We start from the raw sequence: 14,673 nt of genomic DNA, 5'->3' as shown, positions 1-14,673 counted from the left end.
TCATACTAGAATTTCACGATACAGTCACAATCATTACGATTGAATTGGAATGAATTCTTACTTCACTTCTACTGTAAATTCCTCATGCTCATGCAAGCCGTCTTTATTTTTCACATGAATCTTCACTGTGTACACCCCAGCTTGCTCGAATGGATGGACCGCTGTGTATTCACCTTGTGTAGTTTCCTCTGCATCAATCCAAAGATGCTTTTCACCGAGGACATCGCTTGAAACCTCATAACGCACATTCGCATCTACAAGAGGCTTTCCGTCAATCTGTAAGTGGGTCATCAATTCCGTTTCTTCACCCGCCGCAACATTTTCCGGCTTCACGAAATGGAGCGCAAAACCTTCTGCATGTCCATGGTCGTGTTCATGTCCCTGTTCCTCGCCTTCAGCCTGTGCACCTTTACCGATTGTCACTTGTTTCACGGGCATCGTATGCAGATCTCTTGCGTCCACATGTACTTGAACATGGAATATTCCGTCGTGTTCAAATGATGTTTCTGCTGTATAGGTGCCGTCCTTTTCATTGACGGAGTCGATCATGACTGAGTCGTCTTTCTTCCCTTCTTCCCACACTTCGTAGACGACTTTATCAGCATCACTTACCTTTTCCTCCCCGTATGTAACGAGGGCTTCCATATTCACTGTATCGCCCACTTCGGCCTGTTCGGTTACTGTCAAGTCAACTTCCAATGGCAGCACTTCCACTGCAGAGCCGTCATCCACATCTTTTCCGCAAGCGGATAACATACCTAACCCGATGATCAGGCCAAGCAGTTTGTATCTCTTTTTCATGATGGTTCCCTCCACTGTTTCTTCTATTTGAATAAACGGATTAACCTAATATGATATTATCAAGTAAATGCGAAGTAACTATGAAGTGTAGCTGTTCATAAGTATTTCACATCTACCAAGTAAATTATAATTGATTATATCTGTGAAATGAGGATATTTTGATGAAGCCATATACGATTTTAATTATAGATGATGAACCGCAAATGAGGAATTTAGTGCGCACTTTCCTTGCAAAAGACGGTTATGCCGTCGAAGAAGCGACTGACGGCATGGACGCTTTGACGAAAGTGTATAATCTGCAGCCCCATTTATGTATTGTAGATGTCATGATGCCGTATATGAACGGATTCGAATTTGCCAAAGAAATGAAGCGGAAGACGAACATCCCTATAATTTTTTTATCCGCTAGAGGAGAGGAATGGGATAAGGTGGAAGGCCTTAAAATTGGAGGCGATGATTATATTGTCAAGCCATTCATGCCAGGCGAGCTGATTGCAAGAGTGGAATCCGTTTTAAGAAGATCGTATCAACACCAACATCAATCTCAATCATTACTAACAGTCGGACCTCTCGTCATCGATCATCTTGCGCATAAGGTCACTTTGAATAACGAGCCGATTTCTTTAACGGTGAAGGAGTTCGGAATCCTGGAGACGCTTGCTAGAAAACCTGGACGTGTCTATACGAGGGAACAACTATTGAGCCTCGTATGGGGGGATCGCCACAAAAGCACCGATCGTACCATTGATACACATATCAAGACATTACGGTTAAAATTGGGAGAAGCGGAAAGCATGATTGAAACGGTATGGGGCATCGGCTATAAGCTTGAGGTGAAATGATGAAAAAGCTCACATTGAGCAAAAAGATATTAGTTGTCCTATTATCGAGCCTCGCTTTCACGATCCTATTTTCATTTTTCTTTATACACTTCCTTTATTCCAAGCTGTATCTTTCGAGCATTGAAGAATCAATCGTCTATCAAGGAAAGAGGACTGCATCCCATTACCATTACGGCGAGTTGAGTGATGAAATCATTGAAAAGATCCAATGGTACAACATCGTCTCCGAATACGAAGTAATTGTTGTGGACCAGTTGGAAGACCTGACTTCTTATTTCCCCTACAAAATCAATTATGAAAATCTTGTCAGCAATGCGGACCGGGAAAGGCTCAATCAAGGCGCTTATATTATGAAAAAAGGCTATGTAGAGGAGTTGGATCGCGAAGTTCTAGGAGCCATTTTCCCAATCAAGGGCGAAACGGGTCTACTCGGATTCATTTACATATATATCCCGCTCGCAGCGATTCAAGATGTCTTTCGGGAAAGCATTCCCCTGCTGGTATCTGTAGGCACTTTGTTCTTTTTTGTTCTGTTTCTTGTCTTGAATCGTGCATGGCAGTCGCTGTTCAGACCGTTACAGGATCTCCAGCGGCTTTCGGCTGAAGTTTCTAAAGGGAATTACAGCAGCCGAATCGAAACCGACCGCGAGGATGAGATCGGCCAATTGGCAAATGCATTCAACTCGATGAGCCTGTCACTCGAGGAGCAGGAAAATCGGAAAAAGGAATTTACGTCCAACCTCGTCCATGAGCTGCGGACTCCATTGACGTATATTGGCGGCTATACACATGTCTTGAAGGAAAAGATCTATTCATCACCCGAAGAAGCGGAGAGCTACTTGACGACGATTGAAAAAGAAACTGTGCGTTTGAATAAGCTGATCAATGATTTGGTCGAACTGAATCACCTACAGGAGGAACTGTATGTCCTTATCGATGAACCGATTGTCATAGCGCAAATCATTTTGGACACGCTGGATTTATTCAACATTCTCATTTCAGAAAAAGGTTTGGAATTGCGGATTGATATTGAGGAAGACCTTATTTTGACAGGCGATCCGAAGAGGATTCAGCAAGTTTTGTACAACATCATCGACAATGCCGTCAAATACTCCACCGATGAAGGGATAATGGCAATTCAGCTTAAGTCTGTAGGGCAATATGCAGAATTAAAAGTGACAAATGAAGGGATTGTCATACCTGAAGACGATATCGGCAGGATCGGAGAGCGTTTTTTCCGAACCGACAAGGCTAGGAACCGAACGACTGGAGGGTCGGGACTCGGACTATCGATCGTGAAGGAGATCATTCGTCTGCATGGTGGCACCTTTTCCATCGAAAGCGATGAGGCGGCTGGAACTACGGTAACTGTCCGTTTTGTAAATCAGATGAAAGATGGGGATGTATCTTGAAAACAATCAGATTGCTTTTCATGCTTGTCATTGCCGGGTTTCTGTTGTCCGCTTGCGGCCAGCCGAAGCAAACGGGCAGGCAAGTGACCTCTTTCTCATTCACGGATCAAAATGGTGATCTGTTCGGCACCGAACAGCTTTCCGGAAAAGTGTGGATTGCAGATTTTATATTCACCGCCTGCGAATCGGTCTGCATTCCAATGTCCCAAAAAATGTCCGACTTGCAATCAGCATTCAAGGAGCAAGGCATTGAAGTGGAATTCGTGACATTCACCGTCGATCCGGAAACTGATACACCGCAACTATTAAAGGAATATATTGGACAGTTTTCGGAAGACGAGTCGAACTGGCATTTATTGACGGGGTATTCGCAGGATACAATCGAGAAATTGGCATTAAATCAATTCCAAACGATTGTACAGAAGCCGAATGAAACCGAGCAAGTCATCCACGGAACGAACTTTTACATCATCGATCAGCAAGGCTATATCGTGGATGAATATAGTTATTTCGAGGAGTCATTTGAAGAACAAATGATCAGTGAAGTGGAACGACTTGTGAAATGATACCGGATTAATTGGCGCAGAAGCATAAACCTGATAGCATGGTTGCAATATACAATTTCCAGGAGGAATCCTATTGAAAGAATCCGTCTCTTCTTTACATTATTTCACAATCGAGCGGTCAATCGATTGGTTTACCCAGAAACACCAGCAAACGACCCGCACCCTTCTTTTATCCGAGGAAGCAATCGTCACATCGGAACATACTTTTTCATTGGAGCATGTCCTCGATGTTTCGTATCGCCCATTTTCAAATGGCACAGGGCTTTTTTACCTGCATACGAATCGGGGAGTTTTCACTTTTGGCGTCAAGGAAGATCCAAATGAATTCATCAGATCCTATAAGCGGTTAAAAGGCGATCCTTTCTCTATTTAACGTACGGGGCACTTCCTTTTGTTTAATTTGTCTTATTTGAGGTATAGATAGTACAAATACAATTGGGAGGTAATTTTACTATGGTTTTGAAAAAAATCGTTGAAAATGCAGTACAAGCTAAGAAGGAAATTGATGAATTGACGACACAAGGATATACTCATGACGATATCTATATTTTTGCCCATGATAAAAAAAGGACCGAACATATTACGGATGCACTTGACACAGAAACTGTCGGCATGAAGGAACAAGGCTTCCTTGACAGTATGAAAAACATGTTCACTTCCCGTGGAGACGAACTCCGCAGCAAAATGGAGGCAGCCGGATTGACAGCAGAGGATGCCGCTGATGCAGAAAAAGAGCTTGACCACGGAAAACTTGTATTGATCGCGAAGAAGTAATGCCTTTTTATGGACAATTACTGGATTTTCTAACGTAATTTAATTCTGGCGGCTGTATCCCCCACTTTTAATGGGGAGCAGCCGCCTTTTCATTTAATCGTACCTGCATTCTACACGTAACGCCTTTTTTCCGTTATGATATGTAATGAAAGCAGGTGCAATTCTTTGGATAATAAATTATGGAAAATAGGTTTTTTTACAGCTCTGACTTCGTTCGTGCTGCTCATCTTAGGGATTCGGACCGTCTTAGGGACAGAATTGGTGTTCAAGAACTACTTGACGTTCGGTGTATTCAGTCTAACCGTCGGCATACTGGCGTCTTCTTTGCTCTTCTATAAAATGAAGATTGCCTTCCGGATTTTCATGGCCGCCCTCATATTAGGATTCGCTGAGTTTTTCCGCAGCTTCCTCATGGACCAAAACGGATTTGGAGACCTAATTGGAGTCCTATCGTTATTCATCATCACGACGTTCGGTTTTGGGCTCGGCATTATAGTGCAATTCATCGTCATCGGCATCCGAAAATTAAAAGAATAGGAATGGATGAATGGCCGCCTCATATATATGAAGTGCGGTCTTTTTTTTGCGTTCGAGTAAAACTATTGGAAATTCATTGAATAGTAGGTTTCCAAGAGATATAGTGAAATAGGGAGAATCTTTTTCAAAAGGGGATGTTTTTATTGAAAAGAAGAACGGCCGAACCTTACAAGATTAAATGTGTGGAGACGCTTTCCATGCTAACTTATGAGGAACGCAAAGAGTCACTTGAACGAGCTGGGTATAATACGTTTTTGATTGATTCGCAAGATGTGTACATCGATTTGTTGACTGACAGCGGGACGACGGCGATGAGTGACGCGCAATGGGGAGCGCTAATGACGGGCGATGAAGCTTATGCCGGAAGCAAAAGCTGGAAGCGACTGGAACAGGCCGTCCGTGATGTGTATGGCTATCGCTTCGTACTGCCGACGCATCAGGGTCGAGGTGCGGAAAATATCTTGTCGCAGCTAAAAATCAAAGAAGGCGACTATGTACCAGGCAATATGTATTTTACGACGACACGCGCCCACCAGGAGATGAATGGGGCAACGTTTGTCGACATCATTATTGACGAAGCCCATGATCCATCCATCGACCTGCCGTTCAAAGGGAATGTCGATTTGGATAAACTACGGAATTTGATTCAAAGAGTCGGTGCTGAAAAGATTCCATACGTCTGCCTGGCGGTCACCGTGAATCTGGCAGGCGGCCAGCCTGTCAGCATGCAAAATATGAGAGAGGTCTATGAACTGTGCAAATCTCACAATATCGATGTTATGCTCGATGCGACGCGTTGCGTTGAAAACGCTTACTTTATTAAGGAGCGTGAGGTTGGATATGCGGATCGACCTGTTTCGGACATTTTAAAGGAAATGATGTCGTATTCCGACGGGTGCACGATGAGCGGGAAAAAGGATTGCCTTGTGAATATCGGCGGATTCCTCGCGATGAATGACGAGAATCTCTATATCCGTTCACGCGAGCTCGTTGTGGTTTATGAAGGTATGCCTTCCTATGGCGGAATGGCTGGCCGGGATATGGAAGCGATGGCAATCGGTATTCGCGAAGCGGTCGATGACAATTATATTGAACACCGGATTGGTCAGGTCAGACATCTCGGGCAACAGCTTTTGGATGCAGGAATTCCGATTGTGCAGCCGATTGGCGGCCATGCGGTCTTTTTGGATGCACGTGCATTCCTCCCCCATTTGAGCCAAGAGGAATTCCCGGCACAGGCACTTGCCGCTGCCCTCTATTTGGATTCGGGTGTGCGGAGCATGGAGCGCGGAATCATTTCCGCGGGACGAGATTTAAAAACTGGCGAGCATAATCGGCCGAATCTCGAGCTGGTGCGTTTGACGATTCCTCGCAGGGTGTATACGAATAATCATATGGATGTCGTGGTCGATTCGATTTTGGCGCTATATGAAAAAAGGGATTCGATTTGCGGGTTGAATATGGTCTACGAGCCGCCGACACTCCGTTTCTTCAATGCACGTTTTGCGCCGCTATCGGAAACTGGTGAGTTGATCGGCGAGGAGAATAGGAAGATTAACGCGTAGGTTGGTAATGAAGCCCTTGCGCGATTAATTGAGCCCTTGATGCAAAAAACGCATGCCATTTTTACTGGCATGCGTTCTTATGATTTATTTCGCTACTTTATCTTTCTTGATTTGCTTGCTTCGCAATTGTCCGCAAGCCGCGTCGATGTCCGTACCTTGCTCCCATCGGACGCCGCAGTTAATGCCGCGCTTTTTCAACGTATCGTGGAACGACTTGATCGCTTCAGGTTTGCTTCGTTGGTATTGCCCGTGCTCATCGACCGGGTTATACGGGATGAGGTTGACGTAAGACAAATGACGTTTATTATACAGTAGTTTTGCCAATTGCTCGGCTTCAGCTACGTGATCATTCACGTCATCCAACAGAATGTATTCGAAAGTGATCCGGCGGTTTGTCGTTTCCAAATAATAATCGATCGAGTCCATCAGCTTTTCAATCGGATACGCTTTATTGATTTTCATGATTCTCGTCCGCAGATCATTGTTCGGCGCATGAAGGGATACCGCCAAATTGATTTGGATATTTTCTTCAGCGAACTCGCGGATTTTCGGTGTCAGGCCGCTCGTTGAAACGGTGATGTGACGCGCACCGATTGATAACCCTTTTTGATCATTAATGACACGGAGAAAGTTCATCAAATTCGTATAGTTGTCGAACGGTTCGCCGATACCCATGACGACGATATGGCTGACACGTTCCCCATTTCCTACTTCATCAAGATGCTGTTGCACTTTCATGATTTGACCGACGATTTCCCCGGCATCCAAATCCCTGTTTTTCTTTAATAAACCACTGGCGCAAAAACTGCAGCCGATATTGCATCCGACTTGTGTTGTTACACATACTGAGTGGCCGTACGGGAATTTCATCAAAACGGTTTCAATCAAGTTCCCGTCCTGCATTTTGAAAAGGAATTTGATCGTCCCGTCGTCGGAAACTTGCTTTACCGACTGTTCAAGCGTCTGTATTACAAAATTCTCATCCAAAAGTTGGATGCACTCTTTATTTATATTTTTCATGTCTGCAAAGTCCGTGACACGCTTTTTGTAAAGCCAGTCCCACACTTGTGCAGCACGGAATTTCTTTTGTCCATTTTCGACTAGCCAATCTGTCAGCTGTTCGAGGGTCAAGCCGTAAATTGATTTTTTCATGTCAATTCCTCACTTCTCACTTTTGCATTCGGTTATTATACCATGAAAACGGCGAAAACAGAAGAAAAAAGCTGCCTCATCTACAGACAGCTTACATTACTTTGGCTCATTCGCCTTGTTTTTATCCTGTTTTATTTTCATAAGTAGAACGAATACATTCATAAGTGCCAAGACAGTGAAGAAAATGGCGATGCCCGTCTGTCCTTTTGTGAAACGGTCTATTGCAAAATAGCCTAAGAAGATGATCAATGCGATATCGATGAATTTCGGTGTAGTCATCTGGATGCTCCTCCTTTACGCTAAAACTTCCATTTGACAACAGTATAGCAGTTCCCTGTCCCGCATTGCCATCCTCTTTTTCAATTTCGGCTATCGACTGCAAGCAATTGTTCCAGTTTTCGAAGCAGGCTGTCCATCTGTTCGTCCGTACCAACCGAAATGCGTAGATAGTTATCGATATCAGGTTGATTGAAGTGACGGACGAGAATCCCTTCTTCTTTCAATTGCATATACAACTCGGATGCAGCCTTGTGGGAATGTGATGCGAATACAAAATTCGCTTGTGACGATAGCACGTAAAAGCCCATCTCCTTCAAAACTTCACTAAGTCGGTCCCGTGTCTCTTTAATTTTCAATACCGTGCTGTCGAAGTACTCCTGGTCTTTGAATGCAGCCGTCGCCCCGGCGATTGCAAGCCTGTCCACCGTATAGGAGTTGAATGAATCCTTGATCCGCACAAGTGCCTCAATTAAATCTGGATGGCCGATTGCATAGCCGACCCGCATGCCTGCAAGTGATCGAGATTTTGATGTCGTCTGAATGACGAGAAGATTCTTATAGGACCTCACCAATTCCACAGCAGATACGGTTGCAAAATCAATATACGCTTCATCGATAATGACTACTCTTTCGGGATTATTGATTAAAATGGATTCGATTGATGAAAGCTCCATATAAAGGCTCGTCGGTGCATTTGGATTCGGTATGATGACTCCGCCTTCAGATCCGAAGAAGGATTCCGCGGGCAAAGTGAAATCTTCATTCACACGAACTAGCTCATATGGAATGTTGAACAGCTTTGCGTAAACCGGATAAAAGCTATATGTGATGTTCGGAAAGCGGATTGGTTTATCCGGATGGAAGAAGGCCATGAATGAAAAGGCAAGAACCTCATCCGACCCGTTTCCAACGAAAACTTCGTCCTTTGACAAGTCGTACGTTTCTGCAATGACTTGTCGTAGTCCGTCCGCTGTCGGGGATGGATATAGCCGGAGCTTTCCCTCCAACTCTTCCAATATCGCCTCTTTTACGCGTGGACTTGGTGGATACGGGTTTTCATTCGTATTCAATTTGATGATATCCGGCTCATTCAGTTGTTCACCCGGCACATACGGCTCGGTTCGTTTCACCATTTCGCTCCAAAATTTATTCATTCCGCCACACCTCACTATTCTAAGTCCTTCTTTCCTTAAGGATCCCTTTCACGTCTTCGACTGACACATCGAGCAATTCCATGAGGACAAGCGTGTGATACGTCAAATCGGCAAGTTCATTCGTCAATTCATCCTTATTCCGATTTTTCGCCCCGATGACGACTTCAGTTGATTCTTCCCCAATCTTCTTCAATACTTTATCCACTCCTTCGCGGAACAGATACGATGTGTAGGAGCCTTCAATCGGGTTCGCTCGTCGTTCTTTGATTTCGTTCACAATTTCATGGACGATGCCGCGTACGGAGCTATTCTCTTCAAAGCCGATAGAATGAAAGCAAGTCGTTTCACCCGTATGGCAAGCGGGCCCGGCCGGCTCCACTTGGATGAGGATCGCATCCTGATCGCAGTCGACGGAAATCCGTTTGATAATTTGGCGATTGCCGGAAGTCGCGCCTTTATTCCAAAGCTCCTGCCTCGAACGGCTATAAAACCAAGTCTCTTTCGTTTCAAGCGTCTTTTGAATGGATTCCCGATTCATATAAGCGAGCAAGAGCACTTCCCCTGTCCGCTCATCCTGTACGATAGCGGGAATCAAACCGTTCTGATCATATATAAGTGCACCTATATCGATATTCATCATGATTCATTCCCAACAACTTGTTTTTGTTCGTCCAAATACATCTTCAATTCTCCAATATGGATTTCTTCGAAGTGGAAGACCGATGCGGCAAGTGCGGCGCTCGCCTTCCCTTCCGTCAACACTTCCACGAAATGCTCAGACTTGCCTGCTCCACCGCTTGCAACAACCGGAATGCCGACCGCGGATGCCATCGCTCTGTAGAGCTCTATATCATAGCCATTCTTCACGCCGTCTTCATCGATGCTGTTGACGACGAGTTCACCTGCTCCAAGTTGCTCACCCTTCACTGCCCACTCGATTGCATCTAGCCCGGTCTCTTCCATACCGCCTTTTGCAAAGACAGACCATTTTCCGGGACCGGTCTTCTTAACGTCCATTGACAGGATAATCCGTTCGGAACCGAATTTCTCCGCAGCTTGTCGGATCAACTCTGGATTCAGCAAAGCGGCACTATTAATGGACACTTTATCCCCGCCGACACTAAAAATCTTCCCGATGTCTTCGATTGTCCGGATGCCTCCCCCCACGATGAAAGGAATCGGTACCTCTTTCGCAATCTCTGCAATCAAATCGAGGAACATTTCCCTGTTTTTCGTAGAGGCAGATATATCATAAAAGACGAGTTCATCCGCACCGTCCGCTACATATTTTTTCGCAAGCGTCAGCGGATCTGCAACTTCCTGAACATCGAGGAACTTCTTCCCTTTCACGACTTTCCGATTATCGACGTCCATGCAAGCTATGATTCGTTTCTTCATCTCTGTCCCCCCAATACTGTTGCCAAAGATAGATTCCCTTCATACAGTGCTTTTCCGATAATGGCGCCATACAGATTCATCATTTTCAGCTTGTCGATGTCAAGATTGGTCGATACACCGCCGGAAGCGATGATGTCCATATCGGATGCTTTGCTCACCACATATAATTCATCGAAATTCGGGCCTTGCAGCATGCCGTCTTTCATGATGTCGGTATACACGACCGTTTTGACGCCTACACCTTCCAGCCATCGCAACAATTTGACCGCTTTAACATCAGTCGTTTCCGTCCAACCGTCCGTCGCGACGAGTCCATTTCGTGCGTCGATCGACACTGCGATTTTTTCGGCATATTTGGCGACCGCTTCTTCAACAAACTGTGGGTTTTGAATGGCAGCCGTCCCGATAATGACCCTACTGATGCCGCTTACGATTAGCGAATCGATCGTTTCCATCGACCGGATTCCTCCACCGACTTGTACAGGGATATTCACAGCCTTCACGATTTCCCTTATTGCTTCAGCATTTAATGAATCACCGGTTTTCGCGCCGTCCAAATCGACGACGTGTATGTACTCGGCGCCTTGCCTTTCCCATTCCTTCGCCACTTCCGATGGTGATTCATGATAGACGGTCTCCTGGGCATAGTCGCCTTGTATAAGACGGACGCATTTGCCTCCTCTAATATCGATTGCCGGAAATAAAATCATTGTCGACTCCCCCTTATAAAATCCCCTTTGTCGATGGAACCCCTTCAATTTCAGGGTTTATTGAACTCGCGATGCGCAAAGCCCTTCCAAAACTTTTGAAAATGGATTCGATGATATGGTGGCTGTTTTTCCCGTAGTGTAAATTGATATGCAACGTCACACTTGCATGCCGGGTGAAAGCGAGGAAAAACTCTTCCACAAGCTCGGTATCAAAATCCCCTACTTTGTCTTTCAATCCTTCGACATTATAAACGAGGAAGGAGCGTCCGCTTATGTCGAGTGATACTGTGGATAAGGCTTCATCCATCGGTGTCGACACAGTCGAATACCGTTCAATGCCTTCCTTCTTTCCAATGCTGAGATTGAACGCCTGGCCAAGCACGATGCCGATATCTTCAACCGTATGGTGTTGGTCGACGGCGAGATCTCCATCACAATCAACCGTCAAATCGAATCTTCCATGGTTCGCGAACAGCGTCAACATATGGTCAAGAAATCCGACACCCGTCCGAATATCCGTTTTCCCTGTTCCATCAATAGCAAATTCAAGTTCAATTGCCGTTTCTGCAGTGCTTCTACTAATTTTCCCGCTTCTCATTGCGCTCCCCTTTCCGCAGCCGGATCGACTCGGCATGGCCCGTCAACCGCTCCGCTTCCGCCAAAACTATAATGTCATCTGCCACTTCATTGAATGCGTCCTTTGAATAATGGATGATGCTCGACTTTTTAAGAAAATCGTAAACACCTAACGGAGACGAGAAAGCGGCTGTTCCGCTAGTCGGCAATGTATGGTTCGGTCCTGCCATATAATCGCCCAATGCTTCCGGTGAATAAGCCCCGAGGAATATGGCACCCACGTTCCGGATGAATGGCAACTGCGCCATCGGATTTTCCACCATCACTTGCAGATGCTCCGGTGCGATTTCGTTCACTACTTCAATCGCTTCCGTTAGCGAATCAACGATGATGATGCGACCGAAATCGTTTATGGAGCGGCTCGCAATTTCCACTCGGTCCATTTCGGGAAGCCGCTCTTCGACTTCCGCCACCAAATTTCCTGCAAACCGTTCGCTAGTTGTCACACAAATGGCAGCCGCCCGCTCGTCATGCTCCGCCTGGGACAATAGATCTGCCGCAACATATGCAGGGTTTGCGGTTTCATCCGCCAACACGCAGATTTCACTTGGACCCGCAATCATGTCAATTCCAACATCACCGAATACCCATTTTTTCGCCCTTGCAACGTATGCATTGCCTGGCCCGGTAATTTTCATCACCTTCCGGATCGATTCAGTGCCGTAAGCCAATGCTGCAATCGCTTGTGCGCCTCCCACTTTGTAGACGACGTCCACGCCTGTTTCCCTCGCAGCTACCAAGACATGCGGGTTCACTTTCCCGTCAGGTTGCGGTGGAGTCGCAATGGCAATATAGCCGACCCCTGCGATTTTTGCGGGGATGACATTCATCAGGACAGTTGATGGGTAAGCTGCCTTCCCGCCAGGAACGTAAATGCCGGCCCGTTCAATTGGAGTCACTTGTTGGCCAAGCAAAATTCCTTTCTCTTGCCGGATGAACCAGGAACGTTCCTTCTGCTCTTCATGAAAGTCGGTAATTCTCCGCTTCGCTTTCTGGAGAGAGGCGATGAAGTTTTCCGAAACGAGCGTATAGGCTTCATCGAATTCATCATCTGCGACAATGAAATTCTGCAACTTCACGTTGTCGAACCGTTCAGTATACATATGTAAAGCCGCATCCCCGTTCATACGGACATCGTTGATAATCGATAACACTTTCCGGTCAAACTCCAGATCCATGGACTGCTCGTTCCGTCTCTTGATTTCTACCTTATAGTCTTCTGCAGTGACGATTTTCATGAATACACCTCCAGCCCTGTCTTGACATCGGCAATGAATTTTTGGATCTGCTTTGTCTTAATGGCATAGCTGGCTTTATTCACAATCAATCTAGCACTTACTTCTGCAACGTCTTCAATTACGACTAAGCCATTCTCTTTTAATGTTGTGCCTGTTTCAACGATGTCGACAATACAATCTGCCAAGCCAATAAGCGGTGCCAATTCAACTGACCCATTCAGTTCGATAATATTGGTGCGGATTCCTCTCTGTTCAAAATGGAGCTTTGCTATCTTCGGATACTTGGAAGCAACCGTCAACTGAGTTAGTTCGTTGAGCTCCAGTTCCGGATATCCCGCAACGGATAATTTGCATTTCCCTATAACGAGATCCAACAGTTCATAAACGTCCTTTGGATCTTCCAACAGAACATCTTTGCCAATCACCCCGATATCCGCTGCACCTTGTTCTACGTACGTCGGCACATCTACCGCTTTCACGAAAATCAGTTTGATGGAGTTCGAATCATCCATGAAGATGAGCTTTCTGCTTTTAACGGTAAAGTCTGAGAATAGGATACCCGCCTCCTCCAATAGTGCAATCGCCTGATTCGCAATCCTTCCTTTTGCCATCGCAACAGTCAAACAATCCATCAGACATCCCCCTTTTGCTTCTGATTATCGGAAGCCTTCACTAATGATTCGATTTCACAAGCAAATCCAATTGCGGGCAGGTCAGCTCCGAACTCGTGGCCCAATTGATCATACCGCCCGCCCATCAATACCGGTTTGCCAAAACGTCCGACATATCCTTGAAACAGGATGCCCGAGTAGTAGTCCATTCGGTTAATCAACCCGAAATCGAGGACGAGATGCTCGTCAAGGTCCTTTAACCGGCTGCAAACTTCTTCGATATAAGAAAGAGTTTCTTGCATGCGTGATGTAGTGGAGATCTCTTCCGCCCGTTTCAACACTTCTTCCGGTTTTCCATAAAGATGAGGAATTTGCGTAATGGCATGTTTGATTGCATCATCTGCATCAACGTTTGACAGGAGTTCACCAATCTCAACACTGTTCTTCGCCTGTATACATACTTTCAACTGATCGCTTTGTAATTCTGTTAATGGAAGCTGCGACATCATTTCATGGAAGAAGGCGGTATGCCCAATTTCAATTTTGATGTCATTGAACTTCAAATCCTTCATCGTCTCTAGCGCCAAGGAAATTGTTTTCGCATCCACCTCTGGCGACCGTTTGCAAAAATATTCGATGCCTGCTTGTGTCCGCTCGGTTTTCTCAGTCGGGTCGGATGCCCGCCGAAACACTTCCTGTATATAATAAAAGCGGTGTTCACTTGTCAGCTCGCGGTGAGCGTGAGACAATTCCTGTGTAATCGGTATCGTCACATCGGGTCTGAGGACAAGAACTTCTCCAGATGGATCGATCACTTTCACCATCTCTTTCCGGTTAACGGAACTCGTCACTTTGCAATAAAGATCATATCGTTCAAAAGCCGGTGTCGTGATCCGTTGGAACCCATATGTTGAAAATGTATTGCTTAACGTATTGATCACTTGCTCGTACGTTTCTGCTTCTTTCAATCCGGAATTCATTTGCATACCACCTTTACT

At 45.6% G+C, this 14,673-nt stretch carries 18 protein-coding genes; 7 read left to right on the top strand and 11 right to left on the bottom strand.

Translation table 11 applies throughout. From position 1 onward, the window contains the following. Window positions 1-57: 57 nt before the first annotated feature. The gene (locus M3152_RS04890; RefSeq protein ID WP_251694073.1) at window positions 58-801 is read right to left on the bottom strand and encodes a FixH family protein; all 744 of its coding nucleotides are present in this window, start codon (window positions 799-801) and stop codon (window positions 58-60) included. Between the two features lie 161 nt (window positions 802-962). Between M3152_RS04890 and M3152_RS04885 the strand changes: the two genes are divergently transcribed. The 7 genes from M3152_RS04885 to M3152_RS04855 all read left to right on the top strand — a co-directional run bounded on the left by M3152_RS04885 (window position 963) and on the right by M3152_RS04855 (window position 6,497). Further along, window positions 963-1,643, top strand: a complete 681-nt coding sequence (locus M3152_RS04885; protein WP_251694072.1) for a response regulator transcription factor — start codon at window positions 963-965, stop codon at window positions 1,641-1,643. After that, complete coding sequence (locus tag M3152_RS04880) at window positions 1,643-3,055, top strand: sensor histidine kinase (protein WP_251694071.1); 1,413 nt, start codon at window positions 1,643-1,645, stop codon at window positions 3,053-3,055. The genes M3152_RS04885 and M3152_RS04880 overlap by 1 nt, the downstream gene beginning before the upstream one ends. Further along, the gene (locus M3152_RS04875) at window positions 3,052-3,621 is read left to right on the top strand and encodes an SCO family protein (RefSeq protein ID WP_251694070.1); all 570 of its coding nucleotides are present in this window, start codon (window positions 3,052-3,054) and stop codon (window positions 3,619-3,621) included. Before M3152_RS04880 ends, M3152_RS04875 begins: the two co-directional genes overlap by 4 nt. Window positions 3,622-3,694: 73 nt before the next feature. Further along, window positions 3,695-3,994 carry a hypothetical protein gene (locus M3152_RS04870; protein WP_251694069.1) on the top strand — a complete coding sequence of 100 codons (300 nt, stop codon included), beginning with the start codon at window positions 3,695-3,697 and terminating at the stop codon, window positions 3,992-3,994. An 80-nt stretch (window positions 3,995-4,074) separates the two neighbouring features. Next, a complete protein-coding gene (locus tag M3152_RS04865) occupies window positions 4,075-4,395 on the top strand; it encodes a general stress protein (RefSeq protein WP_251694068.1) in 321 nt (106 codons plus the stop codon). Window positions 4,396-4,560: 165 nt separating this feature from the next. Beyond that, entirely contained in the window at window positions 4,561-4,932 is a 372-nt protein-coding gene (locus M3152_RS04860) for a hypothetical protein (protein ID WP_251694067.1), read from the top strand. Window positions 4,933-5,075: 143 nt separating this feature from the next. Next, a complete protein-coding gene (locus M3152_RS04855) occupies window positions 5,076-6,497 on the top strand; it encodes a tyrosine phenol-lyase (protein WP_251694066.1) in 1,422 nt (473 codons plus the stop codon). 84 nt (window positions 6,498-6,581) lie between these two features. On the opposite strand, the gene rlmN is transcribed toward M3152_RS04855, so the two are convergent. From rlmN to hisZ, 10 genes are all read right to left on the bottom strand, one after another. Beyond that, window positions 6,582-7,649, bottom strand: coding sequence for a 23S rRNA (adenine(2503)-C(2))-methyltransferase RlmN (gene rlmN / locus M3152_RS04850; protein WP_251694065.1), 1,068 nt, complete (start codon window positions 7,647-7,649; stop codon window positions 6,582-6,584). A gap of 96 nt (window positions 7,650-7,745) precedes the next feature. Beyond that, on the bottom strand, window positions 7,746-7,928 hold the full coding sequence (locus M3152_RS04845) for a hypothetical protein (RefSeq protein ID WP_251625194.1): 183 nt from the start codon (window positions 7,926-7,928) through the stop codon (window positions 7,746-7,748). Between the two features lie 80 nt (window positions 7,929-8,008). Further along, a complete protein-coding gene (gene hisC, locus M3152_RS04840; RefSeq protein ID WP_251694064.1) occupies window positions 8,009-9,082 on the bottom strand; it encodes a histidinol-phosphate transaminase in 1,074 nt (357 codons plus the stop codon). A gap of 19 nt (window positions 9,083-9,101) precedes the next feature. Then, a complete protein-coding gene (gene hisIE / locus M3152_RS04835; RefSeq protein WP_251695244.1) occupies window positions 9,102-9,725 on the bottom strand; it encodes a bifunctional phosphoribosyl-AMP cyclohydrolase/phosphoribosyl-ATP diphosphatase HisIE in 624 nt (207 codons plus the stop codon). After that, entirely contained in the window at window positions 9,719-10,480 is a 762-nt protein-coding gene (gene hisF / locus M3152_RS04830) for an imidazole glycerol phosphate synthase subunit HisF (protein WP_251694063.1), read from the bottom strand. Before hisF ends, hisIE begins: the two co-directional genes overlap by 7 nt. Then, window positions 10,477-11,190: a 1-(5-phosphoribosyl)-5-[(5-phosphoribosylamino)methylideneamino]imidazole-4-carboxamide isomerase gene (gene hisA, locus M3152_RS04825; RefSeq protein WP_251694062.1), complete on the bottom strand. Its 714-nt coding sequence runs from the start codon at window positions 11,188-11,190 to the stop codon at window positions 10,477-10,479. The genes hisF and hisA overlap by 4 nt, the downstream gene beginning before the upstream one ends. A gap of 13 nt (window positions 11,191-11,203) precedes the next feature. Continuing rightward, window positions 11,204-11,788, bottom strand: a complete 585-nt coding sequence (gene hisB, locus M3152_RS04820) for an imidazoleglycerol-phosphate dehydratase HisB (RefSeq protein WP_251694061.1) — start codon at window positions 11,786-11,788, stop codon at window positions 11,204-11,206. Further along, window positions 11,769-13,064 (bottom strand): histidinol dehydrogenase, encoded by a 1,296-nt coding sequence (gene hisD / locus M3152_RS04815; protein WP_251694060.1) that lies wholly within the window; start codon window positions 13,062-13,064, stop codon window positions 11,769-11,771. Before hisD ends, hisB begins: the two co-directional genes overlap by 20 nt. Next, window positions 13,061-13,696 carry an ATP phosphoribosyltransferase gene (gene hisG / locus M3152_RS04810; protein WP_251694059.1) on the bottom strand — a complete coding sequence of 212 codons (636 nt, stop codon included), beginning with the start codon at window positions 13,694-13,696 and terminating at the stop codon, window positions 13,061-13,063. Before hisG ends, hisD begins: the two co-directional genes overlap by 4 nt. Further along, complete coding sequence (gene hisZ, locus M3152_RS04805; RefSeq protein ID WP_251694058.1) at window positions 13,696-14,655, bottom strand: ATP phosphoribosyltransferase regulatory subunit; 960 nt, start codon at window positions 14,653-14,655, stop codon at window positions 13,696-13,698. Before hisZ ends, hisG begins: the two co-directional genes overlap by 1 nt. Window positions 14,656-14,673: the final 18 nt, after the last annotated feature.

This window comes from Sporosarcina luteola (assembly GCF_023715245.1).
GTDB classification, from domain to species: Bacteria; Bacillota; Bacilli; order Bacillales_A; family Planococcaceae; genus Sporosarcina; species Sporosarcina luteola_C.
This window is presented reverse-complemented; position numbering and strand designations above follow the sequence as displayed.

Coding starts and splice junctions, on each gene's coding strand:
- M3152_RS04885 (WP_251694072.1), top strand. CDS start 963: ATGAAGCCATATACGATTTTAATTATAGATGATGAACCGCAAATGAGG.
- M3152_RS04880 (WP_251694071.1), top strand. CDS start 1,643: ATGAAAAAGCTCACATTGAGCAAAAAGATATTAGTTGTCCTATTATCG.
- hisA (WP_251694062.1), bottom strand. CDS start 11,190: ATGATTTTATTTCCGGCAATCGATATTAGAGGAGGCAAATGCGTCCGT.
- hisC (WP_251694064.1), bottom strand. CDS start 9,082: ATGAATAAATTTTGGAGCGAAATGGTGAAACGAACCGAGCCGTATGTG.
- M3152_RS04845 (WP_251625194.1), bottom strand. CDS start 7,928: ATGACTACACCGAAATTCATCGATATCGCATTGATCATCTTCTTAGGC.
- hisF (WP_251694063.1), bottom strand. CDS start 10,480: ATGAAGAAACGAATCATAGCTTGCATGGACGTCGATAATCGGAAAGTC.
- M3152_RS04865 (WP_251694068.1), top strand. CDS start 4,075: ATGGTTTTGAAAAAAATCGTTGAAAATGCAGTACAAGCTAAGAAGGAA.
- hisG (WP_251694059.1), bottom strand. CDS start 13,696: ATGGATTGTTTGACTGTTGCGATGGCAAAAGGAAGGATTGCGAATCAG.
- hisD (WP_251694060.1), bottom strand. CDS start 13,064: ATGAAAATCGTCACTGCAGAAGACTATAAGGTAGAAATCAAGAGACGG.
- hisB (WP_251694061.1), bottom strand. CDS start 11,788: ATGAGAAGCGGGAAAATTAGTAGAAGCACTGCAGAAACGGCAATTGAA.
- rlmN (WP_251694065.1), bottom strand. CDS start 7,649: ATGAAAAAATCAATTTACGGCTTGACCCTCGAACAGCTGACAGATTGG.
- hisZ (WP_251694058.1), bottom strand. CDS start 14,655: ATGAATTCCGGATTGAAAGAAGCAGAAACGTACGAGCAAGTGATCAAT.
- M3152_RS04890 (WP_251694073.1), bottom strand. CDS start 801: ATGAAAAAGAGATACAAACTGCTTGGCCTGATCATCGGGTTAGGTATG.